The 22,119-nt window shown below is 58.7% G+C and carries 23 protein-coding genes; 15 read left to right on the forward strand and 8 right to left on the reverse strand.

Annotated elements, in window-relative coordinates:
• Positions 1 to 402 precede the first annotated feature (402 nt).
• The 3 genes from R2834_02830 to R2834_02840 all read left to right on the forward strand — a co-directional run bounded on the left by R2834_02830 (position 403) and on the right by R2834_02840 (position 6,644).
• A complete protein-coding gene (locus tag R2834_02830; protein MEZ4699240.1) occupies positions 403 to 4,152 on the forward strand; it encodes a putative Ig domain-containing protein in 3,750 nt (1,249 codons plus the stop codon).
• Positions 4,153 to 4,263: 111 nt separating this feature from the next.
• Positions 4,264 to 5,484, forward strand: coding sequence for a lyase (locus R2834_02835; protein ID MEZ4699241.1), 1,221 nt, complete (start codon positions 4,264 to 4,266; stop codon positions 5,482 to 5,484).
• A gap of 29 nt (positions 5,485 to 5,513) precedes the next feature.
• A complete protein-coding gene (locus tag R2834_02840; GenBank protein ID MEZ4699242.1) occupies positions 5,514 to 6,644 on the forward strand; it encodes a pentapeptide repeat-containing protein in 1,131 nt (376 codons plus the stop codon).
• A 453-nt stretch (positions 6,645 to 7,097) separates the two neighbouring features.
• On the opposite strand, the gene R2834_02845 is transcribed toward R2834_02840, so the two are convergent.
• On the reverse strand, positions 7,098 to 7,853 hold the full coding sequence (locus tag R2834_02845) for a DUF1080 domain-containing protein (GenBank protein ID MEZ4699243.1): 756 nt from the start codon (positions 7,851 to 7,853) through the stop codon (positions 7,098 to 7,100).
• 201 nt (positions 7,854 to 8,054) lie between these two features.
• Between R2834_02845 and R2834_02850 the strand changes: the two genes are divergently transcribed.
• The 7 genes from R2834_02850 (at position 8,055) to R2834_02880 (ending at position 14,341) form a co-directional block, all read left to right on the forward strand.
• Positions 8,055 to 8,717 carry an HAD-IA family hydrolase gene (locus R2834_02850; protein ID MEZ4699244.1) on the forward strand — a complete coding sequence of 221 codons (663 nt, stop codon included), beginning with the start codon at positions 8,055 to 8,057 and terminating at the stop codon, positions 8,715 to 8,717.
• A gap of 540 nt (positions 8,718 to 9,257) precedes the next feature.
• Positions 9,258 to 10,313, forward strand: coding sequence for a toll/interleukin-1 receptor domain-containing protein (locus tag R2834_02855; protein ID MEZ4699245.1), 1,056 nt, complete (start codon positions 9,258 to 9,260; stop codon positions 10,311 to 10,313).
• A gap of 423 nt (positions 10,314 to 10,736) precedes the next feature.
• On the forward strand, positions 10,737 to 11,804 hold the full coding sequence (locus R2834_02860; protein ID MEZ4699246.1) for a hypothetical protein: 1,068 nt from the start codon (positions 10,737 to 10,739) through the stop codon (positions 11,802 to 11,804).
• Positions 11,805 to 12,020: 216 nt separating this feature from the next.
• Positions 12,021 to 12,695 carry a hypothetical protein gene (locus tag R2834_02865; protein ID MEZ4699247.1) on the forward strand — a complete coding sequence of 225 codons (675 nt, stop codon included), beginning with the start codon at positions 12,021 to 12,023 and terminating at the stop codon, positions 12,693 to 12,695.
• Positions 12,688 to 13,362: an HK97 family phage prohead protease gene (locus R2834_02870; GenBank protein ID MEZ4699248.1), complete on the forward strand. Its 675-nt coding sequence runs from the start codon at positions 12,688 to 12,690 to the stop codon at positions 13,360 to 13,362. Before R2834_02865 ends, R2834_02870 begins: the two co-directional genes overlap by 8 nt.
• An 11-nt stretch (positions 13,363 to 13,373) precedes the next feature.
• Complete coding sequence (locus R2834_02875) at positions 13,374 to 13,871, forward strand: phage terminase small subunit P27 family (GenBank protein MEZ4699249.1); 498 nt, start codon at positions 13,374 to 13,376, stop codon at positions 13,869 to 13,871.
• Complete coding sequence (locus tag R2834_02880) at positions 13,868 to 14,341, forward strand: DUF6782 family putative metallopeptidase (GenBank protein ID MEZ4699250.1); 474 nt, start codon at positions 13,868 to 13,870, stop codon at positions 14,339 to 14,341. Before R2834_02875 ends, R2834_02880 begins: the two co-directional genes overlap by 4 nt.
• On the opposite strand, the gene R2834_02885 is transcribed toward R2834_02880, so the two are convergent.
• On the reverse strand, positions 14,325 to 15,002 hold the full coding sequence (locus tag R2834_02885) for a hypothetical protein (GenBank protein ID MEZ4699251.1): 678 nt from the start codon (positions 15,000 to 15,002) through the stop codon (positions 14,325 to 14,327). The two genes, R2834_02880 and R2834_02885, sit on opposite strands and share 17 nt — an antisense overlap.
• Positions 14,999 to 15,301, reverse strand: a complete 303-nt coding sequence (locus R2834_02890) for a PadR family transcriptional regulator (protein ID MEZ4699252.1) — start codon at positions 15,299 to 15,301, stop codon at positions 14,999 to 15,001. Before R2834_02890 ends, R2834_02885 begins: the two co-directional genes overlap by 4 nt.
• A 187-nt stretch (positions 15,302 to 15,488) precedes the next feature.
• Between R2834_02890 and R2834_02895 the strand changes: the two genes are divergently transcribed.
• Positions 15,489 to 16,292, forward strand: coding sequence for a serine protease (locus R2834_02895; GenBank protein MEZ4699253.1), 804 nt, complete (start codon positions 15,489 to 15,491; stop codon positions 16,290 to 16,292).
• 93 nt (positions 16,293 to 16,385) lie between these two features.
• Here the strand turns inward: R2834_02895 and R2834_02900 are convergent, their stop codons facing one another.
• Positions 16,386 to 17,039 carry a hypothetical protein gene (locus tag R2834_02900; GenBank protein MEZ4699254.1) on the reverse strand — a complete coding sequence of 218 codons (654 nt, stop codon included), beginning with the start codon at positions 17,037 to 17,039 and terminating at the stop codon, positions 16,386 to 16,388.
• Positions 17,017 to 17,691, reverse strand: coding sequence for a DNA-processing protein DprA (locus R2834_02905; protein ID MEZ4699255.1), 675 nt, complete (start codon positions 17,689 to 17,691; stop codon positions 17,017 to 17,019). The genes R2834_02900 and R2834_02905 overlap by 23 nt, the downstream gene beginning before the upstream one ends.
• A gap of 596 nt (positions 17,692 to 18,287) precedes the next feature.
• On the opposite strand from R2834_02905, the gene R2834_02910 reads away from it, so the two are divergent.
• A complete protein-coding gene (locus tag R2834_02910) occupies positions 18,288 to 18,410 on the forward strand; it encodes a hypothetical protein (protein ID MEZ4699256.1) in 123 nt (40 codons plus the stop codon).
• A 349-nt stretch (positions 18,411 to 18,759) separates the two neighbouring features.
• Here R2834_02910 and R2834_02915 read toward each other — a convergent pair whose 3' ends face one another.
• The 3 genes from R2834_02915 to R2834_02925 all read right to left on the reverse strand — a co-directional run bounded on the left by R2834_02915 (position 18,760) and on the right by R2834_02925 (position 20,549).
• Positions 18,760 to 19,548, reverse strand: coding sequence for a hypothetical protein (locus tag R2834_02915; protein MEZ4699257.1), 789 nt, complete (start codon positions 19,546 to 19,548; stop codon positions 18,760 to 18,762).
• 103 nt (positions 19,549 to 19,651) lie between these two features.
• On the reverse strand, positions 19,652 to 20,128 hold the full coding sequence (locus R2834_02920; GenBank protein ID MEZ4699258.1) for a hypothetical protein: 477 nt from the start codon (positions 20,126 to 20,128) through the stop codon (positions 19,652 to 19,654).
• A gap of 46 nt (positions 20,129 to 20,174) precedes the next feature.
• Positions 20,175 to 20,549 (reverse strand): hypothetical protein, encoded by a 375-nt coding sequence (locus tag R2834_02925; protein MEZ4699259.1) that lies wholly within the window; start codon positions 20,547 to 20,549, stop codon positions 20,175 to 20,177.
• Positions 20,550 to 20,755: 206 nt separating this feature from the next.
• On the opposite strand from R2834_02925, the gene R2834_02930 reads away from it, so the two are divergent.
• From R2834_02930 to R2834_02940, 3 genes are all read left to right on the forward strand, one after another.
• The gene (locus tag R2834_02930) at positions 20,756 to 21,010 is read left to right on the forward strand and encodes a hypothetical protein (GenBank protein MEZ4699260.1); all 255 of its coding nucleotides are present in this window, start codon (positions 20,756 to 20,758) and stop codon (positions 21,008 to 21,010) included.
• Positions 21,007 to 21,783 carry a hypothetical protein gene (locus tag R2834_02935; GenBank protein MEZ4699261.1) on the forward strand — a complete coding sequence of 259 codons (777 nt, stop codon included), beginning with the start codon at positions 21,007 to 21,009 and terminating at the stop codon, positions 21,781 to 21,783. Before R2834_02930 ends, R2834_02935 begins: the two co-directional genes overlap by 4 nt.
• Positions 21,784 to 21,904: 121 nt before the next feature.
• A complete protein-coding gene (locus tag R2834_02940; protein ID MEZ4699262.1) occupies positions 21,905 to 22,054 on the forward strand; it encodes a hypothetical protein in 150 nt (49 codons plus the stop codon).
• The last annotated feature ends 65 nt before the right edge of the window (positions 22,055 to 22,119 follow it).

The following is a 22,119-nucleotide window of genomic DNA, read 5'->3' on the forward strand; positions in this document are numbered from 1 at the left end:
CCTGCGAAACGCATCGGAGAGTCGTGTCTGCATAGGCTCCGAAACCCGGCGGGCCGGCTCAAGCCGCCGCCGCTCGCCGCTTGGCATTTTTATTGCTTTTACTATAAGAAGCAAAACAAAATCACCCGGAGGAGAAGCCGGCCCGTCTGCCCCCCATCGGCCTCAATTGCCCTCCTGACGTCGCTTCTGCATGCCATACCTCGAGCGATGCGGTTCCTGGAGCCGTGCCGTGCGCTCAAAAAAGTCCCAGAATACGACGCGTCCAGTCTTCTTTTGAGATCGAAGCCGGCGCGTCACCACGTCATGCAGCGCGACCTCCCTGTTTCGCGTCATCCCCGAAAACAAGATGCCCTTCGGCCGAACGCGCGTTGCGCCGTGCCGAAGCCTAACCGATTCCATCGGATGATATTGAAAGGAGCCCTCGCGGCTTTCACGATATTCACCCTCACTTTTTCGACGGCCCAGGCGCAGTTTGGGGCGCAGATCACGTCGGAGCCCGTAACCTCGGCCGTCGTAGGTGAACTCTACCAGTACGACGTCGAAGCGACCGGCTTCCCGACGTTTTCCCTCAACGATGCCCCGGACGGCATGACGATCGACGCCCAGTCGGGCCTGATCGCCTGGGTGCCGGAAAAGGCCGGGGAATTCAACGTCGGCATCACGGCGGACGCCCTGCTCGGCTCGGACACGCAGACCTTCGTGCTGACGGTCAGTGCGGCCCCGGAGGTGCCCGTGTTCATCTCCATGCCGCCGACCCAGGCCCGGGTGAACGAGGTGTATCAGTACGACGCGAACGCCTCGGGCAACCCCGAGCCGGATTATACGCTGACCGTCGCGCCGACCGGCATGAGCATCGAACCCAAGACCGGCCTCGTGTCGTGGACGCCGGGCGCCGCCGGCGACGTGAATGTAACCATCCAGGCTAGCAACTCGGCCGGCTCGGTCACGCAGGCGTTTGTCATCTCGGTCGCGGAGGCGCTCTCCATCCCCCAGATCACCTCGACGGCGGTCACGTCGGTCACGCTGGGGCAGGACTACAGCTACGACGTCAACGCGACGGGCAACCCCGCGCCGACGTTCAGCCTCTCGGAATCGCCGACCGGCATGACGATCGACGCCACCTCGGGCCTGATCACGTGGGCGCCCGACCAGGTCGGCCCGTACCCGGTCACCGTGGTCGCGACGAACTCCCAGGGCGCTGACAGCCAGACCTATACCCTGAACGTGGTCGAACCGCTCACGCGGCCGTCGATCACGTCCACCCCGGGGCTCACGGCCACGACGGGGCAGGCCTACAGCTACGATGTCAACGCGACCGGCAATCCCGCGCCGACCTATGCGCTGACCACGTCGCCTGCGGGCATGACGATCAATGCCTCCACCGGGGTCATCGCGTGGACGCCGTCGGCCACGGGCACCTTCAACGTGGCGCTGCGCGCTACGAATTCGCAGGGTGAAGACACCCAGTCCTTCTCGATCATCGTCAGCGCGCCGCTGGTGGCGCCGTCGATCACGTCCAACCCCGTCCGGAAGGCGACGGCCGGCCAGGCGTACAGCTACAACGTGAACGCCAACGGCAACCCGGACCCCGTGTATGCCCTCACGTCCGCGCCGGCGGGCATGACGATCAACAGCACGAACGGGGTGATCAACTGGACGCCGTCCGAAGCCGGCCAGTTCTCGATCACGGTCGAGGCCTCCAACGAGGTCGGCAGCGACACACAGACCTTCGGCATCGACGTCAGCGAGCCGCTGGCCGCGCCGACGATTACGTCGACGCCATCCACGCAGACGTTTATCGGGCAGGAGTACAGCTATAACATCGAAGCGACGGGCAACCCCGCGCCGACCTACACGCTGACGTCGAAGCCGGACGACATGACGATCGACGCCGCGACCGGCGTCATCGCCTGGATGCCGCAGGTCACGGGCGCCTTCAACGTCTCCGTCCGCGCCACCAACTCACAGGGCAGCGCCACCCAGCTCTTCACGATCAACGTCAGCCAGAGCCTGGCGGCGCCGTCTTTCTCGTCCACACCCGTCGAGACGGGCATCGTGAACCAGGCCTACCGCTACGACGCCGACGCCGTGGGCAACCCGGCGCCGACCTACACGCTGAAGACGGCCCCCGAGGGCATGACGATCGCCCCGACGACGGGCGTCGTCACGTGGACGCCGGCGGCGGCCGGCACGTATCCGGTGGTCATCGAAGCCGGCAACTCGCAGGGGACGGACGAGCAGACCTTCGATGTCGTGGTGGGCGAGCGGCTCACCGCGCCGGCGATCACCTCCGCGCCGCCAACGCAGACGATCGTCGACCTGCCCTACAGCTACGACGTCGCCGCCTCCGGCAACCCGGCCCCGACGTTCGCGCTCCTCGCCTCTCCGGCCGGCATGACGATCGACGCCGCCTCCGGCGTCATCTCCTGGACGCCCCGCGCCACGGGCAACTTCAACGTATCCGTCCAGGCCGTCAACTCGCAGGGCAGCTCGAGCCAGCTCTTCACCCTCCGGGTCGAAAACGCGAGTTCGGTCGCGGTACTCCGTTCGCAGGAAATCGAGATCATCTCGCCGACCTCGTATACATTCGCCGCCGTCATCAGCGCCAACGGCAGCCCTACCACGGTGACGTTCGAGTACGGGAAGGACAACGTCAACGAGGCGTCCATCCTCGCGACGCCGACGCCCGTCGTCGGCATCGAAATCCCGATCGCCACGCGGGTCGACAACCTGGAGGAGGGCGCCACGTACCTGTTCCGGGTGGTGGCCGAGAACAACGCCGGCAAGACCACCGGCCCGGTGCAGTCGTTCACGACCTACCGGTCCAGCTACCAGATCTCGGCGGACCGCGCCTTCGGCAGCAAGCTGGACAGCCTCAGCTACCGCCTCTACAGCCTGCCCGGCGATGTCGACCTCAACGCCGGCCCCACGCTCGACGGGGTGCAGGGCACCGACTGGAATATCTACCGGGACAACGGACAGGCGGCTAATTATCTGGAAGCCTTCAACGGATCCAGCCAGTTCCGCTTCCGCCCGGGCCGCGCCTTCTGGATGCTGGCGAAGACGAACTGGACCGTCCCCGAGCAGACCGTTAACACGGTCGACCTCGACCGCGACGGCACCTACGACGTCCGCCTCCAGGCCGGCTGGAACCTGATCGGCTCGCCGTTCCTCCTGCCACTGCCCTGGTCGACTGTCAAGCTCATGAATCCCGCCCTGCCGGCCACGGCCAAGCTGTGGGCGTTCGACGGCGCGTTCCGCGAAGCGACCACCATGGAGCCGTACAAGGGCTACTATGTATTCAACGACCAGGCGACGGCGCTGACGCTGGCGCTGCCCTACCCCGGCCTCTATCTCGATGCCGGCAAAACCGACGCAGGCAAGACGGGCGCCGGCAAAACAGGTGAGGCTTCGAAGCAGGTCGCCGCGGTGTCGGGCCCCCGCGCGCTCCGCCTCGTCGCCGCGACCGACAGCCTGGCCTCCGCCGCCGAGATCTACCTCAGCGACGACGCGCTGCGCGGGCTGGACCGGCTCGACCAGTATGCGCCGCACCAGGCGTTCGCCGGCCTCAGCCTGGTCGTGGAGCCGGCGTTCGCTACGCCCTACGGCGACTTCGCCCTCGAAGCCCGGCCCGAGATCGTCGACGGCGCGGTGTTCGACCTCGTCCTCAACGCGCCCGCCAGCCAGCGCGTCACGATCTCCACCGAAGGCCTCGCCGCCTTCGAGGACCAGCGCGTGGTGCTGATGGACCGCGCGACCGGCGAGATGACCGACCTGCACGGCCGCCCGACGCTGTCGCTGCCCGCCGGCGCCGCGCAGCGCCGCTACCGCCTCCTCGTCGGCACCGACGCCTTCATCGACGACCAGCAGGCCGAGCTGGCGCCCGAGACCTTCCAGCTGGCGCCGGCCTACCCGAATCCCTTCGCGCGGTCGACGACGATCGAATACAGCCTGGTCGAGGCCGGCGACGTCGAACTCGCCGTGTACGACGTGCTCGGGCGGGAAGTCGACGTGCTGGTGCGCGGCGCGCAGCCGGCCGGCTTCCACCAGGTCGTCTGGGACGGATCGAACGCCCCGAGCGGCATGTACGTGTTGCGCCTGAGCACGCCCTCCGGGCCGGCGCAGGTGCGCACGATGGTGAAGGTGGATTGAGCTTTATCCCCCATTTTACATCCGCCGCTTGACGCGCCGGCTGCGTTCGCGTACTGTAGAGAACCGACTTTCTTCGTCGATTTCGCCCCGCCCACAGCCCGGACCTTCGGTATGATGCATCGCGCCGCCATCGCCCTGCTGCTCACGACTACCCTCACCGCCGGCGCCGCGCTGGCGCAACCCGGCCGCGCCCCGGCCCTCCCCGACGGATCCGCGAAGGCGCTGGTCGAAGGCACCTGTACCGTCTGCCACACGACGGCCAACATCAGCCAGTCCGCCGGCTACGATACGCCCACCCGCTGGCGCGAGGTGTTCTCGTCGATGGTGACCCTGCCCGACGCCCAGGCGACGGCGATCGCGGAATACCTGGCCGAGCATTTCCCCGAAAAGCCCGGCCGCCGGCCGACGCTGGTGGACGGCCCCATCGAGATCGAGATCAAGGAATACCTCACCCCCACGCTCGGGCAGCGCACCCGCGACCCCATCGAGGCGCCGGACGGCGCGATCTGGTGGACGGGGATGTGGGCCAGCCTCGTCGGACGCATGGATCCGGTCACGGGCGAGATGAAGGAATACAAGCTCCCGCCGGAGGCCCGGCCGCACAGCATCGTGCCGGACCCGAACGGCATCATCTGGTACACCGGCAACAACAACGGCACCATCGGCCGGTTGGACCCCGCGACGGGCGCCATCACCGAATACAAGACGAAAGCCCGCGATCCGCACACGCCTACGTTCCACCCGAACGGCAAACTCTACTTCACGTCGCAGGGCGCCGGCATGCTCGGCCGGCTCGATCCCCGCACCGGAGAACTCATCGAGGTCGACACCGAACCCCGCCCCTACGGCATCCAGGTGGCGCAGGACGGTACGCTGTGGGTGGCCTACAACGGCACCAACAAGCTCGGCGCGCTCGATCCCGAGACGATGGAAGTCCGCTACTACACCGTCCCGAACGAGCGCTCGCGCATCCGCCGGCTGGGGCTGACGAGCGACGGGATGGTCTGGTACGGAAACTCGACGATGGGCAAGATCGGCCGGCTCAACCCGGCGACGGGCGAGATCAAGGAATGGGATTCCCCGAGCGGCCCCACGTCGCACCCGTACGCGATGGCCGTGATCGACGACAAGATCTGGTACAACGAGTCCGGCATGCGCCCCGACGCGCTCGTGCGCTTCGACCCCGAGACCGAGTCGTTTCAGAGCTGGGCAATCCCGTCCGGCGTGGGGATCATCCGGAATATGTGGGTGACGCGGGATGGCCGGCTCCTCATCCACCAGAGCAGCTCCAACCGACTGGGGATCGTGACGATCCAGGATCTGGTGAATTGACGGCAATAGTCCACAAGCAAGGCTACTAAATGGCTAATCCAAAGCACCTGGAAATTTTCCAACGAGGAGCTCTAGAGTGGAATAGCTGGAGAAAAGGTACTGCAGAGTTCCCCGATCTATCCCACCACAGACTGGATGCTAAAGATTACAGTGGATGGGACTTTAACTACTCTGACCTTTCTTTTATTGACGCGTCAGGGGTTACTTTTGATAAATGCAGTTTTCTGGCGGCAAGACTGTCTGGCGCAAACCTTAGCCATTGCAGCATTATACCCACCTCTCTTGTCAACACAAATCTCGAACATTGCGATCTATCGCATGCAATAATAGTTGGCGGCAATTTTCAAGATGCAAAGTTTGAAGACACGATATTAATAAAGACCAAATTCCAAGAAGGCGTTTGGGCAAGTCCAAATCAAGTAGCAGGCAAAGCTAGTACTGCTTTTATTGATTGCGATCTCAGTAGAGCTCAATATCTTGAGACTTGTATTTTTGAAGGAAACGTAATTATTGACAACAGAACTCTTAATCGATCAGTCGATTTATCCACTACCTTCCTTTTAAACGCTGGACTTTCAAAGGAAGAGGTCAGAAGTTACTCACACGATGCCTCAATAACGATCATATTCAAAGAGAGTAGCTGGAGAGACTTGGTGCCAATAGAGCACGCGCTCAGAATCATGGCAATCTATGAGAAGGATTTTGACATCGTCCGATCTGATGATAGGCTCATACTGAAACTGCAGAACCAGAATCAGCTAAATCAAGCACTCGAAACCATCGGCGCCCTTCTATCGGCACTTCAGGCCTCAAACAGAGATCAATTGTCTTCGATCCGCGTAACGCAAAGAGGATTACCGGATGCGGTCACATCAAATGATGAACTCGCCTTTCTCCTCACCTTTTTAATTGACCTATACGAACAGGACAACCATCCGCAAGCTCTACTAGAAGTGGCGGGGAAAGGCATACTAGAGTCATCTGCGATTGGAAAGTTATTCCAAGGCTTTATTGATTGGACACACTCTCGCCTGAATCCTGACCCTGCCCGCGAAAAGGTCCAACAGATCTATAAACGATGCAGAAAATTGTACCCTGAGTTGGACGAATTCAGAAGATTATCGGACTCAAGCACAGATCCAAAGAAACTCAACAGATAGATTCGACCTGAGGGAGTAAACCCAAATAAAAACAAGAGTGTGAGTCTCTGACTGACCTTGCACACTCTTGTGATCATGTCAAGCTGAGACTCTTAGCCCTTCTTCGTCGGGCTTTCTTACCAGGCATGACAATGCTTTGGCGTAGAGTCAGCGAAAACTCGGGGACGGGAGGGCTTCAGGATGGCGCCGAGTGGTGTAGTTTCTAAAACGTCGTGTCATCCCGACCGCCCTCCCGTGCCCACGGGAGGAAGTGGAGGGACCTCCTTAAGTCTGGCAAGTTGCCAACCAGAAGGAGGTCTCTCCGCTACCGTCCCGGCTTGCGCCGGTACGTACGGTCGGGATGACAACGCATTTTTTTATTCACACCACTCGGCGGCAAACCCCATATCGGTGTTTATGCTGATGCTCAATTTTTCGATCGAACGCTAGCTTATTTCTGCTGAGTATGATGCGTCAATCCGGATACGTTTTCAGCCGGATGTTGCGGTACTCGACCTTCATCGGCGGGCCGACGTGCACCTGGACGGCGATCTGGCCGTCGACCGGCCGGCTCGGGTCGTCGTCGACCACGACGCTCATCACCTGCCCGTTGATCAGGTGGATCATCGTGTTGCCGCGCACGATCAGGTGGACGGCGTTCCAGCCGTCCGTCACCGCCTTCGCGAGTTCGTCGTTGTCTCCGATCTCCGACACGAGGATCGGCGTGCGCCCACCGACCACGTGCGTGAGTTGCCCGCGCAGGGCGAGGAAGAGCCGGCCTTTCTCCTCGTAGTTGTTGCCGGCGTACCGTAGCGGCCCGTCGATGTCGCACTGGTAGCCGCGCATCGAAAATGCGTTCTCCGGCGTGACGGGGTCCGGAATGACCACGCTTCGGTAGTTGACGCCGCTGTTGCCCCGGTCGGTGATCCTGTACTCGAGTTTCAGCTCGAAGTCCTTCGGCTTTCCCCCCTGCCAGATGATGAAGGTGTTGCTCTTGACGAGCGTCTCCGGCGTGATCTCGCCGACGAGGGCGCCGTTTTCGACGCGCCAGTGGGTGTCGTTGCCTTTCCAGCCGTCGAGGTTCTCGCCGTTGAAGATGGAGACGAAGCCCGGCTCGTCGCCGGCGACGGGCTCGGGGCGGTCGCTCTGTTTGGGGACGAACGGCTCGGCCTGGCCGTAGGCGGCCATCGCGAAGAAAAGGAGGAACGGATAGGTGAGGAGGCGTTTCATGGGGGTCTCCGGGTTACGGCGCTCCACATAACATACAGCAGCGGACCCGCAATGCAACGCCTGGGGTGGAATGAAGCGGGCACCGATACCCGCCGGCATGGTGTTCATCTACCCAATCCTGCTGTACCTTCAGGGCCTCACCGTGGATAAAGAGTCATCTTTATGCCTGCTTCCGGAAACCCTCAAATGCAAAACCGCCGCATGACCGAACTCCACTGCAAGGGCATCATCTTCGACCTGGACGGCGTGCTGATCGACTCCGACATCGTGTCCAACCGGCACTGGAAGCGCTGGGCCGAGCTGAACCAGGTTTCGTTCGAGCACATCGCGGCCATTCACCACGGCCTGCCCCCCGTCCGCACCGTCGCCGCCGTGGCGCCGCATCTCGACGCGGCCGCCGAGTCGAAAGTATTCGAGGAATGGGCAGCCACCGACATGGAGGACCTGAAGGTCTACGACGGAGCGCGCGCGCTGCTCGCCGGCCTGCCGGCAGGTCGCTGGGGCATCGCCACCAGTTCCTTCAGGGGGCTGACCCTTTCCCGACTCCAGTTTCTCGGTCTGCCGGTACCCGACGCGCTCGTGACGGTCGACGATGTAAAAAACGGCAAACCGAGTCCTGACCCCTACCTCCTCGCCGCCGAGAAGCTCGGCCTTCCCCCTGCGCAATGCCTCGTCATCGAGGACGCGCCGGCAGGGATCCGGGCGGCGAAGACGGCGGGGGCGCGGGTGATCGCCGTGGCTTCGACCAATGAAGTGCCGGCGCTGCACGAGGCGGATTTTGTGGTGGGGGACTTGCGCGACGTTGCAGCAAGGGAAACAGCTCGCGGGATTGAAGTTTTGTTGTCAGCGTTGCTAGCGACATAGTGTCATCAACTGCCGAATACTGGACTGATATGTCCAGTATTCGAATACCGTTACAATACGACGATCCGAATTTCCAATTTCGTAAAGTTAACAGTGCTGGCCCTTGTCAGCTTATCATCTGAACGACGACATCATAGGCACCTGATACGGGGTGCAGAGCAGCATCTCCCCGTAGTCACAAAAGGCTCTAAGGATTCAAGAGATGGGATAGTCACGAAGCGGTTGCTCTACTTTGGGTTAAGTGGGCACCGTTCAGCCTGACCCTTTCAGTAGTAGTGCATCATGATTTGACGCGCGGTCAAATCACATTTTGCTTTATCCAGAGCGGGATGTTTTCGCGCACCCCTATCTATGCGACACTGAATAATCCGCAACAACACCATGCACAATGCAATAGACGTCCATTGATAGATTCGAGCAATCATTGTTGACTTCGATCATTTGCAAGATCTTGGACAACAATAGCTCATGCGTTCAAAATCCGCATTTATGATTAGTACCGAATGTAGACCGGAATTCTTAAAAGAATAATGAGGCTATATGCTACAGGCGATACCAGAACACGTTGAACTCCTCAACAGAGGGCCCGAGGCATGGAATGGCTGGAGACAAAATAATCAGACACAACCAGATCTACGTTTTACTGATTTGTCTGGACGAGATTTATCCGGATACAATCTTGAAAATGTATATCTCGAAGGCTGCAATCTAACCGAAGCAAGACTTGTTTCCCAGAACCTACATCAGTCCCAGTTTCAATCAGCCCAACTTCTTCGGACGGACTTCACCGGCTCAGATCTTTCATATGCAGAGTTCTCACGCGCCTATCTCCATGGAGCCAAATTGGCTTCATGCAATCTAAATAATGCAGATCTCGAGGGGGCAATATTCTTGTTCAGCGATCTACGAGAATCACATCTTGACAAAGCCAGATTCGGCGATACTATCTTATTCTCAAGTGACCTGTCCGGATGCAAAAGTCTCGACTCCATTATCCACTATTCGCCTAGCTCAGTCGACCACGGTACACTAAGTCTCTCTGGAGCACTGCCGCTGGCCTTTCTCAGAGGCGTGGGATTCCCGGACAATTACATTGATTATATCCCTGCATTATTCCATAACGCAATCCAGTTCTACTCGTGTTTCATCAGCCACTCAACAGAAGATCACGAGTTCGCGCGAAGACTTTATGCGGACTTACAAGACCAAGGCGTTAGATGCTATTATGCCCCCGTGGACATGAAAGGCGGCAAGAAAACTCATGAGCAGATTGACCAAGGCATCAAGATGCACGACAAACTGGTATTAATCCTGAGTCCAGCGAGTATCACAAGCAAGTGGGTCGAAAGAGAAATACGCCGAGCGAGGCATCAGGAGGAGGAAGACGGAAAGAGACGACTTTTCCCTATTAGCTTAGTGCCATATAAAATGTTAAAAAACTGGAAGCTCTTCGACTCTGACCTTGTCTTAGATCTCGCAGCCGAAATTCGCGAATATTACATACCTGATTTCACCGAATGGAAGTCACATGATAAGTACCACAATGAATTCCAAAAACTGCTCAGGGACTTAAGACCTGATGAGGAGTCGATTTAAAATAAAGACTACACAAAGGGCATAAAATCACATCAAATTCAGTGTAGTCTAACTTCAATCGATATCACTCGCTCACACTTCCCGTGCACATGCACAGAAATTGCATTGCTCTTCGACGCATCCCATAAATGACTTACCACGCTAGGCATATTGGTAGGACCTTGGCATTTCCGGCGAGATGGGTGCACGCAAACGCAAAAAAAACCCGAAGGGTCTTTGAGACCCTTCGGGTTTGAAATGCAGTGCCTCCGCAAGGGCTTACCCTGATTTACGCACGTCTGCGCCACTCCACACCTGTCCCGCTGAAACCCTTCGAAATCAAGGGCTTGCGGCAACACATCGCCTCACAGGATCAAATTTCGAAGGTCAATTCCCCGTAGGCTGCGCTCACATTACAGCCTACATTCTTCCACGCAAATATTTTTGGGAACATCCATTTGTTCGACAAGGGAACAAGAAACCAATCCTTATAGAACCGCAGCCTTTGAACTTATGTCGAGATTAACTGCAGAGTACTCAATTGACATCCCCAGTCCCTGCCTGATACAGTGGCCGATAGATGAGACGCCTACGATTGACGCAACGATAGACGGCTTCTCTGTACGAATTGTACTGCAACCCGTAAAAGACTGGCGATTGACACACAAGGAAGAGAACTACTATGTCACTAGCATTGACTCCCTTGAAATATTCGTTTCGCGCGAAGAAAACGAATCACCACCTCCTTCACGATTGAATGCAAAGGGAGGAACTGATTTTTCAGACCAATACCCTTTTATCAATGAACGTGCGACTCCTTATCGTGACATCGCTGTAAAGGCTGCCAATCGCCTGTTGAATTTCTACAAATATCATCTCCATGCCCCATTGATAGAGCCTATTCCGGAGGGACACAATGGCTTTGCAAACCCTAGATGGTTCATCGATGATGACGAACAGATAGCTGGTAATAAGGTAACCTTCACAGTCGAATATGTAGCAGGGTTACATGGAGAGTTGAGAACGTATAAATTCAGGCCTGCAGATGAGTCTATTCTTCAGAAGTACCTGACCAATGTGCCGGACCATAGTCTAGCAGATGAGCTCTTGGCCGATGCGAAATCTGCATGGTTCGAGCACAATTATCGGAGAGCCGTGCTCGAACTTGCCATTTGCGTGGAAGTCATGGTGAAGCGGAAATATTTTGAGAAGGCCTCACCAGCGGGAGCAGCATTTGATTACCTAGAGGACAAATCACAGATCAGAGTGCGTGTGTTGGATCTCATTGATAAAATAGCTTCTGAAGCTTTCAATCGCAGTTTCAAGAATGAGCACAAGAATGAATACAATCATATAGATGAGTTATTCAGATGTCGCAACAAGATCGCTCATAGAGGAGAGTTGAAGTTTCGAAATGAAGCTGGTCAAACCGTTGAGGCCGATTCCGACATGGTGGCTCTTTGGTGGGAAGCTGCCTATTGCTTGAAGGACTGGCTCCATGAGTTATCCTAGCATTAAACTGGAGCATGTGGAGGCCATGCATCCGGGGAGGGGGGTACAAATCTCCAGCACTACCAGCCTCGGGACCGGCGGAGGCAGTCAAATTTTTACGCCGTCAGGTTTCCAGAATCGGTTTTCGCGGCCCAGGGCTCCCCCGTGAATCGCCGTTTTTCGTGCGGCCAGACGCGATCCACGCGATCCGGGGCCGATTCAAAACCACATTTTTTCATGCCAAAACACCCCAAAAACTATATGAAAAAGCAGCAACTTTCGACCCTCATCCTGGACGTTCGCGAGCATCCGGCCGTCAAAACGGTGATCGATCGCCTGCGCCGGCTGAAGCAGGACATCCAGCGCCTCAACGAGATGGTGACCGAACGCCAGGCCCGGGCCACCGAGGCCCGCAAGACCCTGGGGCGCCTCGAGCTCGACGCGGCCATGGGGCGCGACGTCGACGCGGCGGCCCGCCAAGCGGCCATCCGCGACCTGCAGGCGGCCGAGGCCGACCTCGACGTGGTCACCGAGGAGGCCCAGCGCCGGGGCGGCATCTCGGTCGACGTCGCTGCCGAGATCGGGCCGGCGATCGAGGAGGCCGGCCGGGAGGCCACCGAGCTCCTGGATCCGGTGCTCCGCGCTCTGACCCAGCAGTACACCGACGGCCTGGCAATGATGGCATCAGCGGGGCGCGATCTCCACGAGATCTACGGCGCGCTCAGTCACAGCATGCAGGCGACCCATCGGAAGTACGGGGTGCACCAGAACATCCGCACCCCGCACGACACGCCCGTGCTCGCGATTGGCACCCTCGGCTACGAGGGCGTGTTGCAAGTGATGGAGAATCACCTCCGGACGCTGCGCGCGATGGGGTACACGGCCACCCAGACGGAGGAGAGCCATGTCTGAGAAAGACCTCGAACGGCGCTATTATACCGTCCAACTCCGGGGCGGCCGTGGCCAGAAGACGATCACTGGCTATGCGGCCGTGTTCAACGAGCGGAGCCAGGACCTGGGCGGCTTCATGGAGGTGATCCGCCCGGGCGCCTTCCGCCAGGCGATCCTGACGTCCGACGTCCGCGCGTTGTGGAATCACGACCAGAAGCTGGTCCTGGGGCGCACGAAGGCGGGCACCCTGAAGCTGGCCGAGGACGATCGCGGTCTCCGCATCGAGCTCGTGCCGCCGGAGAGCCCGATCGGCCAGAACGCGGTCGAGGCCATCGGCCGGGGCGATGTCGATCAGATGTCCTTCGCGTTCTCGGTGGGTAAGGATGCCTGGACGAGCCTCGAGGACGGCCGCCAGCTGCGCGAGATCCTGAGCATCAAGCAGCTCTTCGACGTCTCGCCGGTCACGTTTCCCGCATACGCCCAGACCGACGTCTCCGTCTCTGTACGCAACTTGATGCGGCGCATCCAGACCGATCCCGCGTACGCGGAGCGACTGCGGCGCCTCGAGGCGGCGGAGCGCGGCAGCGCCTGGGACGGAGCGCCGCGCCGGCCGGCGATGTCGGACGCGCAGAAGATAGCGCAGATGCGGCGCCGGCTCGCCCTGGCCGAGCGCGGCATCGACCTTTGACGGAGACAACCATGGGAAGACGAGGCCCGGCGCCGAAGCCGACGAAACTCAAACTTCTGCAGGGGACGTACCGGAAGGACCGCGCGAACACGAACGAGCCGGAGCCCGAGGCGGCCGTGCCCAAGTGCCCCTCCTTTCTCAAGGGCGAGGCGCGCCGGGAATGGCGCCGGATCGTGCCCGAGCTGCAGGAGATGGGTCTACTCTCCCGGATCGATCGCGCGGCGCTGTGCGGCTATTGCGCGAGTTGGGAGACCCTGGTGGAATCAGACAAGGTGATCAGCGCCGAGGGCAGGACGATCGTGAACGCGAAGGGCCAACTTGTTGCGCACCCGGAGATGGCCATCCGGAGCCGAGCGATGGACCAACTGCGCGGCTACATGGTCGAGTTCGGGATGACGCCGGCGAGCCGGGCGCGGATCCACGTGCCGGAAAAGGGCAATCTCGCGAATCCGTTCGCCGACATCCTGAAGGACGCGGACGAGAAGGGTCCGGGGCCGGAGGCGCGATGATTTACAGGTTCGGGGCGCCGGAGGCGGTCTACCGCGCGGTGGAGGACATGGCCTGGTGGGTGACGCTCGATCTGGGGCTGAGAGAGGCGGGCGATCCGCTCCCGATTCCGATTGCGTTCTGGAAGCGGGAGCGGATCGCCGACGTCGTGCGGAGGCAAGGGGGACAAGGCAAGGGAACGATCGGGCTCTACTGGCCCGACGAGGACCGGATAACGATCTGCGACGACCTCACCCCACGGGAGGCGGCCACGGTCACGGCGCACGAGCTGCGGCATGCCTGGCAGTATCGGCACTGGAACGCGGTGTCGATCGCGGAGACGAGCGCGATCGAGCGCGACGCGCGGGCCTACGAGAGGCAGGCTGTGGGGCGATTCTACCAGGCGGAGCACCGCGAGAAGCCGGCTACAATCTGGTCGAGAGTGTGCGATTGGATGGTGGCGGCCCCTCAGATAGTCAACCTAATCCCCTAACCATGGTCGAAGATAGCGGACAAAGGACTACAAGCAGCTTAATCACCTCCCGCAATAGCACGCCACAACTCTCCCCGTACCTCACTGCATCGATTAGAACTGCTGCAGCAAGTTGAAAAAGAGTTAGATGGAACATGATCATCATCCATGTCGCTTTTCGAGGTCGCTCATTCTTGAGTGCTTCGAAGTATTCATGCCTGAAATCAGCCAGGGCCGGGTCGAAGGCAAGCACGCGTGTTTTTTCGGGGAGTAGAAAATTTGCTATGCGCCATGCCAACTGACCAGGGGGCTTATGCAGGCGTTTCGGCTCCGTGGTCGATGGTTGCCCACTAGCCGAGATGCGGAACGATGCGGCATAGTGATCTAGAGAATAGAGGAAGAAAGCCTTAAACCCCTGGGACCGCTCAGGAAGGTTATCCTTTTCGAGCTCATGAGCCAGTTCCGCGCGCATCTCAACCAAGCCCGTGAGTACAGGCCTGATAGGATCAAACTCTTCAAGGGTCATTTTCCCGCTGCTGTAGAGGGCGTATGCATCAAATGCACACACAAGAGCTCTTGATACGAACTCATCATCGTTGTCGATGCATGACAGCGAAGGGTCCTGATTAGTGAGTGAGCCGATTTCGGCAATCAGTTCTTCCTTTGAGGGCAGTGTCTTCATAGTCCGGCAAAGTGAGCGTTCAGCGCCTGAAGTGATGCCATCCAGTGAGTTAAAACGCGTGAACCGTCGGCAGTCAGCTGGTAAAGACGTCGTGCTGGACCCATCTCTCCTGGTTTCGATTCAGCCAACCAAGAACGGACAAACCCTTTTTTCTCAAGACGACTCAATGTGACATAGATAGTACCACGCTTTAGATGTCCCCCAGAATCATCGACAAGTTCCAGACCGTAAGCTTTCTGCTTTGTCGTAAGTAGCTGAAGGATGATAGCCTCTTTAGGGCTGAGTGAATGTGATTTCATGGCGGCGTTGACTCGTTTCGGGATAAGGGTAATATATCTTATTTTGTAAGACATGTCAAGAGGCAATAGTCCTCCAACACTGACACGCTGAAAAAATGCCCGTCGGGCGGGCTAACGTCAAAGGCGCATCTGGTGTATCTTGGTGATAAGTACCTCAACAGGGTGAATTACAATTGCCGAGCGAACAATGAAGCTGCATAAGTGGGAAGAGGAAATCTTCTTCAGCACCGTCCGCATAACAATCGAAGACAGTCATGGAGAAGATCTTTCGGTCGGCACCGGCTTCATTATGGGCGTCCCGATCACAAATGAGAAGGGCGACGATAAAGATACTGTCGTGCTCGTTTCCTGCCGGCATGTCTTTGAAGAAGCCAATAAGCCGATCAGCCTTAAATTTCACCAGGCGAAGCCAGACAAGAGTGGCCCGCAACTCGGCAGCACACCCATACCTCTAACCGAGAATTTCGGCGACCACTATTTGCCTCACCCGAACCCCAAAATAGATCTCGCTTGCATAGGTGCCGTTGGCTTGCGATTCCGCGATGACATCTTTTTTCGATACGTCGGCCCCGGCATCTTGGCAGACCTCACAGAAGATGATATCTATGCGGGCAAAGAGGTGTTGTTCGTTGGTTATCCGGATGGGCAGTATGATTGGAGCCACAATCTCCCCATCATGAGGTTTGGACACATCGCGACAGTACCAAGCGTCGATTTTCGTGGCGAGCAGGCCTTTCTAATTGATGCACCAGTGTTTGAAGGATCGAGTGGCAGCGCTGTCTTTAGCATCATCGACGGCAAATATAGGCTCGTTGGTGTAGTGACCGATACGCTGTTCAAGGAGGACAAAGACCGATCCAGCGGCCTAAATATCTCATACAGACATTACCTGCACTTGGGGCTGGTACTAAAGTCGACTCTGATCTATGAGTTGCTTGAACATCTCGTGAAAGAGCAATTTCCTGGCTTTAGTCTCGGAGTTCCGAGATAAAGATCATGGTCTATTTTTGAGTTCTTCGCTGAAGGTCGCGGGGCTTTTTCGTTCGGACACACTCGAAAGTGGGGCCATACGGTCATGATGCCGTTAAGACGGTCGCCTTACTCCATGACCCTTTCCGTTATCCCAAATCAACCCGTCACGGATATCGATCAAACTATTCATGTTTTCCTCCTGCACTGTACGCAGAAGCGCGAAGGTGCGCACTTTGGCTCCGGGATAGACTTGCTTGATGAGGCGAGCACACGCTAAAAGGGTGCTTCCTCTGGTCACGATATCGTCAACGATCGTGATCGAATCGGAGAAGAGCAGTGTCTCGAGGACAGACATGGTCTCCATATGGGACGCAACCGTTGGCCGTTCATCTCCCCTGCCCTTCGCAAATGAGGAAGATTTGGGGACTGCATAATCCCTTTTCAGGAGCAGGAGCATCTCGGATCCGACGCCATTTTCAATGAGCGCCTGGCAGAGTAGTTTTGCTGGCCAGACTGTGTCATCGGAAATGAGCGGAGTACTGCGAGGTACAGGTACGAGCACCGTGCCGGCGTGCAGAAACGTGCTCAGCGGTGGCTCGTGAATATGTTTCCGAATCGATTGGGCAACGATTCTCAGCTCCTCTATTTTTCCAAACTTGACCGCACTCATCGCCTTGCGCGATCGCTCAATAAGATATGATTCTCCCCTCGGGGAATAAGCCAGATATGACGCGTATTCAATGCTAGAGCGAGAACGGTTCTGCATCGGTTCGCTCCGGCATCTCGGCTAGAATGTGGTCCATGTTGCCCCTGGAGAGCATGATCGCGCCGTACTTCATCATCTCCTTCGGCCAGTTCAATTCAGGGTTGGTCAGGACGGACTCCATTATGAGGAGCTGGCGGCCAAGCCTGAGTGTCTCTTTGGCCTGGTGAAGTGTGCCGCTGTTCTCCGTTGCCTCGACAATGACGGTCGCATCGGTCAAAAGCGACATCGTCAGATTTCGCATCGGGAAATTGGACCGCTTCATCGGATATCCGATCGGGAACTGAGAAACCGCCAGGTGATCGCGCATGATGCGCTCCTGTAATGATCGATTCTTAGGCGGATAGAATTCGTCCAGCGGAGTGCCAAGAACAGCTATCGTATTCCCTCCCTCACTGATCGCGGTCTCGTGTGCTGCAGTATCAATCCCCTCCGCCAGACCACTCACCACGGTGATTCCGTGACGGACGAGTGCCTTGGTGACGAGTTCGGCGCGCTTTAGCCCTTCGGGTGTCGCCTTCCTGGAGCCAACAACGGAAATCCGAGATCCTCTCCTACACAGATCGATATCGCCCGCAGCATACAGCACAGTGAGCTGGCGCTTTGACTCCTCCTTATTGAGTGTCCCCAGCAACTCAGCGATCGTGAATTCCATCGTTTCCATCGTCGTGCACCAGAAGTAGATTTCTTGTGTCGGTCATTGAGAGGAGCGGGCTCCTGGTGGTCTCAATGGCCTGTGGAGAGCAAGGATCAAGCTCCTGCACGGCAGTGCCAACCATATGTCATACATATATTTGACGTATGGCACATGTTTTTGTTACCGGGGTAATATCGTCCATCGATTGATTGGAATACAGGGGGCGGATGCCTTGATTTTGTGAAGTGTTCAATTTGCGCCAAAGGTTGATTCCGCCGTGTGAACATGCCGGCCGGGCCGTCGCGCACATACGTGTTTGCGCGCGAACATAGTCAGCCCATTGATGCCGGCAGCCAGGTTTCGGGGTCGCGTCCACAATAACGGCACATTGACAATCTCGTCCGATTCACCGTGCACATCGGAAAAAGCAAAAGCGCGCCGAACCTCGCCGGCGCGCCCTTGCGCTGAATCGGATTCACCCATTGCACGCACATCCAGCTCCTGTCCTGCAGATCGTATCCTTGTCGATGCATGAGTCTCCGCAGGCCTTCCCCTTGCGGCAGACTTTGCAGCATGCACCTCCCTCCAAGGTATCGCAAGCAGGAAGTACACTCATGGACGCGAAAGCAATCAGGAGGAATGCCCCGATCCTGATGCATGATTTGACTTTGCGCATGACGCTCTCCCAACGTGGACGGCAACATGCGCTGTTGACCACCTTTCTCGTCGTCGCGTGAGTGCCGGCGCCCGAAAAGGCGCATTCCTACTTCCGCTTCTTCCGTGCCCGGTAGGCCGCCTGGCGGCAGGCATCGGAGCAGTACCTCCCCTGCCCCGCTGGATTCGAGCACTTCACCCAGGCGCACACCTTGCGATCGTTCGGAGCGTACGTGCCCGCCCGCTTTCTCTCCGCGTCCGCCAGGCGCCGGCATTCGGCGTGATACCGCTTCTGCTTGCCCGTGAGCGGCTGGCCGCACCGGACGCATGGATAGGCTGTCGTACGCTTGCCAGCCCGGGCCGGCGGCGCGGCCACGACGGCTGCGGATCCTTGGGACTTACGGGCCCCCTCTTCAGGGCTCCCCTGCCCCATCACTCCCCCGGCTCACCCGGCGTGACGTCGATGACGCTGTGATCGATCTCCCCGCCCTTGCTTCCACTATCGCCCGAATGCGGCGGCAGCTGGAGCGATCCGAGGCCGAACCACTTCGATGTCAGCTTCGCCGCGCGCTCTACCGGCACACCGATGGACTTGAGCAGATACGGAAGCTCGATGCGCGCCGACTTCTTGAGCAGACTCCGAGTCCGGCGCGCCATCGACTCCTTCCAGAGCAGATCCATCCGCTGGTGCTGCACGTGCGCCTTGAGCCGGCGGATGTTGCGCCGGTTGTCGAGCGCCAGCTGCTTCCTGTCCACGACCTCGAGGCGGCCCTCCACCTCCGTCATGTGCTCGGCGCCCGTAGCCTTCCGATCGGCGTTCGTGATCGGATCCACGGCCTGGATGAGGAACGCGAAGAGGAACATGCACGGTGCCGACGTCGGCATGATCCAGGCATAGTAGGTGGAGGTCCACCCCCCTGCCCCGCCCTGCGCCTGAGCAAGGATGCCGGCCGTCGCGAAGAACATGGCGAACAGCCCGGCCCAGAGCGAGACCCGAAGCATCGGGCCGATCAGGCGTCCGTCCTTCCAGTGCTGGTATACCGCCCAGAGCATGAGCTCCACCGAGAGGATACCGACCAGCACGAAGACGAAGAAGACGACGTTGCCGCTGTGAGTGAAGGCGTTCACCGTGTTGTGTGCGCCGGAGTACAGGAGGAACAGCAGATGGATCTTATCCAGCGCCGGCATCTCCCGGTTAAGTGTTGCTTTTTCCTGTGACATGCTTCGAAATGTGTTACAGTTTTCTTAGGTGTCGGGAAACTGTCACGCCTGGGCGCCATGGGGCGGGACGCGCAGGCGTTACGGTCGACATCGGGAAGGGGAGTCAGGAGTTGGAGGCGGCAGCGGCGAGCGCCGGCGATGCGGGCGCCATGCCGGCGGCCGAGTAGGGCGCCGCGCGCTCCTCGTAGCGATCGAAGAGCCAGGAGCCGGCGGCCGTAAGCTGCTCGTAGAGCGAGCGCTGGTAGCGGATCGTCCGGTTCTCGCAGAAGGCGACACGCGAGCCATCGTAAACGACGTGCTTGGTCCACTCGTGGGCGATGCCTTCGTAGCCCGGGCCGGCGATGCGGTGCACGTTGTCCGCATCCCCGGGGAGCCGGACCTTGAGGGGCTCGAGCTCGCGGTACATATTGGCTTCGACCATCATGCTGCGCTGATCTTCGACGATCACGTGATCCGGGTGCTCGGTGACGCGGCGTTCATGGATGCAGCCTTCGTAGCCCGGGCCGAAAAACTTGAGGAGCGGCTTTTCGTTGAGCCGGCGGACGATGGGGGCGGACGGGGTGTGCTTGATCGATTTCATATCGGGATACCTGTCGGAATTCGGGACGTGGAAGAGGGAGGGCGGCTCAGCGGCCGACGTGGATGGTGTGGCGGTAGCGGCCTGGCGTCATGCCGGCGGCGCGGGCCTGGGGGTCGCGCTCGAGCGGCTGGAGGCGAGCTGGGCGGACATAGACCGGGCGGCCCTTCGCCACGACGCGCTCGACGCGGGAGAGGGGGAGCCAGAGCACGCGGCCGGCGCCGGCGTCCCAGATGGCCAGGGCATCGCGCGTCGCCTGGCCGGCCGGAAGGCAGGCGAGGGAGGAGGCGAGCGGATCGTAGTACGCCAGGAGCCGGCGGAGCCGTGTGGCGTGCCTCACGTAGAGGACGAGCAGGGTGTAGGGAGCTGCTGCGATCGCGGCGAATACCGGCAGGGCAACAGGCGAGAAGGAGATGCGTTGCATGAAGGTCTCCAAGTTGGGTTAACAGCTTGATTGGGGACAATTGGCCGTTCGGTGTTCTCAGCACCGGGCGGCCTTTTTCGTTTGAATGCCGTATTATACCAGGATTTTCTTTACTTGTCAAGAATTACTTGACAAGAGTACAAGATAATTTTAACTTGGTATCAATTTTCATGGACGGACCCTTTCAGCTAGTCTCTGGCGAACTCATGGACAGCAAGACGATGGCGCAAATGTGCCGAACGCTCCGAGCGATCAAGAAGTGGACGCAGGAGCAAGTGGCGGATCACCTGGAATCTCGATTGGAGAGAAAGGTGAGCAAGCAGAGTATTTCTTATGCGGAGAACCCGGAATACCCAGGGCTTGATAAGCTTCGCGTGCAGATCATAGAGGAATTGAGCGGGCGGCAAGTTGAGGGGCCATTCTGGCGACTCAAGGATGAGCCGGCGGAGGTGGAGGGATGAAGCCGATCAAGCACGTGCCCGCCCAGGTGCCACGATCGCTCGGCATTGTGAATCCGGACGATGTCGATGATCTCTGGCAAGCAGGAGGTCCGCCCGGCACGATCGTGAAGGCCTTTGATGCGCGCATCGAATCGGTCTGGGATCAATACGTCGAGATGGCGAAGACTCGCGGCGTCATGGAGCTCCAGTCGGCGCGCGAAGTCTTGATCCGTTGGCGGGCCCAGCTCGAGAAGGATTTCTGGGAATACCAGGAATACGATCCGTACGTCCTCGAAACGAACGCGAAGGAAAGGGCTCGCGATGGGGCGGAAGAACCCTCTGAAGCTCAGAGGCGGCTGGAAGAGTACCGGGCGGGCCTGTACGAAAAAGCACTCGTCGGATACAAGGAGACCGAATTCCGGTTGAGCGTCCTGGAGAATGTGCTCTGGCGCCTGATCATGTTCGGCCAGCTGGAGCCCTATGGCCGTGTCGACAAGAAAACACGGCGGGTGATAGCGAGCGACGATGCCGCGAAGGCGAGCCAGGGGGAGAAGGTGGAGTGGGTACGGGCCTATATCGAGTCGAATCCGCTACTGTTGAACATCTCCACGAATGCGGACCTGTTCCGGGCGACGGCCAAGTTCAAGGACCTAGGTATCGATGAGAGCACGATCCCGAAGGGCGTGAGGGGATACTTCAAATCGATAGGCCATCCGATGCCCAGGACACCCTCGAAATTCAAGCAATATTTCGGTATTCAGCCAAGCGAGGACAGGAAAATTCGGGAAAATTAGGGATTTCCCGTTTCGTCCTGTGCTGAACCGAGAAAGCGTGCCTAGCTTGTTTCGCAACGAACAAACCAAAGGACAGATGGAACGCCGAAAACCACGTAGAAAATACTCATATCACCTGGGCGTGCGACTCACCCGGGACATCGAGGAAGCGCTGGCCGCCGAGGCAAACGCGCGCGGGCTGGACATGTCGGAAGTAGTCCGAGACCTGCTCAAGAAGGAGCTGATCGAGAGCCGGAGCCAGACGCATCGTCTGGCTGAGTTGGCGCAATGAAGAAGGCCCGCGCCGGCGGCAACCGGTTCGGGCCAGATGTCGATTGAGCTACCTTTTTCATGAAA

This window comes from Rhodothermales bacterium, assembly GCA_041391505.1.
Classification (GTDB): Bacteria; Bacteroidota; Rhodothermia; order Rhodothermales; family JAHQVL01; genus JAWKNW01.

Bases quoted from the DNA above. Each gene is read 5' to 3' on its own strand.
- R2834_02830 (MEZ4699240.1), top strand. From the start codon at position 403: ATGATATTGAAAGGAGCCCTCGCGGCTTTCACGATATTCACCCTCACT.
- R2834_02835 (MEZ4699241.1), top strand. From the start codon at position 4,264: ATGATGCATCGCGCCGCCATCGCCCTGCTGCTCACGACTACCCTCACC.
- R2834_02840 (MEZ4699242.1), top strand. From the start codon at position 5,514: ATGGCTAATCCAAAGCACCTGGAAATTTTCCAACGAGGAGCTCTAGAG.
- R2834_02845 (MEZ4699243.1), bottom strand. From the start codon at position 7,853: ATGAAACGCCTCCTCACCTATCCGTTCCTCCTTTTCTTCGCGATGGCC.
- R2834_02850 (MEZ4699244.1), top strand. From the start codon at position 8,055: ATGACCGAACTCCACTGCAAGGGCATCATCTTCGACCTGGACGGCGTG.
- R2834_02855 (MEZ4699245.1), top strand. From the start codon at position 9,258: ATGCTACAGGCGATACCAGAACACGTTGAACTCCTCAACAGAGGGCCC.
- R2834_02865 (MEZ4699247.1), top strand. From the start codon at position 12,021: ATGCCAAAACACCCCAAAAACTATATGAAAAAGCAGCAACTTTCGACC.
- R2834_02870 (MEZ4699248.1), top strand. From the start codon at position 12,688: ATGTCTGAGAAAGACCTCGAACGGCGCTATTATACCGTCCAACTCCGG.
- R2834_02875 (MEZ4699249.1), top strand. From the start codon at position 13,374: ATGGGAAGACGAGGCCCGGCGCCGAAGCCGACGAAACTCAAACTTCTG.
- R2834_02880 (MEZ4699250.1), top strand. From the start codon at position 13,868: ATGATTTACAGGTTCGGGGCGCCGGAGGCGGTCTACCGCGCGGTGGAG.
- R2834_02885 (MEZ4699251.1), bottom strand. From the start codon at position 15,002: ATGAAGACACTGCCCTCAAAGGAAGAACTGATTGCCGAAATCGGCTCA.
- R2834_02890 (MEZ4699252.1), bottom strand. From the start codon at position 15,301: ATGAAATCACATTCACTCAGCCCTAAAGAGGCTATCATCCTTCAGCTA.
- R2834_02895 (MEZ4699253.1), top strand. From the start codon at position 15,489: ATGAAGCTGCATAAGTGGGAAGAGGAAATCTTCTTCAGCACCGTCCGC.
- R2834_02900 (MEZ4699254.1), bottom strand. From the start codon at position 17,039: ATGCAGAACCGTTCTCGCTCTAGCATTGAATACGCGTCATATCTGGCT.
- R2834_02905 (MEZ4699255.1), bottom strand. From the start codon at position 17,691: ATGGAATTCACGATCGCTGAGTTGCTGGGGACACTCAATAAGGAGGAG.
- R2834_02910 (MEZ4699256.1), top strand. From the start codon at position 18,288: ATGGACGCGAAAGCAATCAGGAGGAATGCCCCGATCCTGATGCATGAT.
- R2834_02915 (MEZ4699257.1), bottom strand. From the start codon at position 19,548: ATGTCACAGGAAAAAGCAACACTTAACCGGGAGATGCCGGCGCTGGAT.
- R2834_02920 (MEZ4699258.1), bottom strand. From the start codon at position 20,128: ATGAAATCGATCAAGCACACCCCGTCCGCCCCCATCGTCCGCCGGCTC.
- R2834_02925 (MEZ4699259.1), bottom strand. From the start codon at position 20,549: ATGCAACGCATCTCCTTCTCGCCTGTTGCCCTGCCGGTATTCGCCGCG.
- R2834_02930 (MEZ4699260.1), top strand. From the start codon at position 20,756: ATGGACAGCAAGACGATGGCGCAAATGTGCCGAACGCTCCGAGCGATC.
- R2834_02935 (MEZ4699261.1), top strand. From the start codon at position 21,007: ATGAAGCCGATCAAGCACGTGCCCGCCCAGGTGCCACGATCGCTCGGC.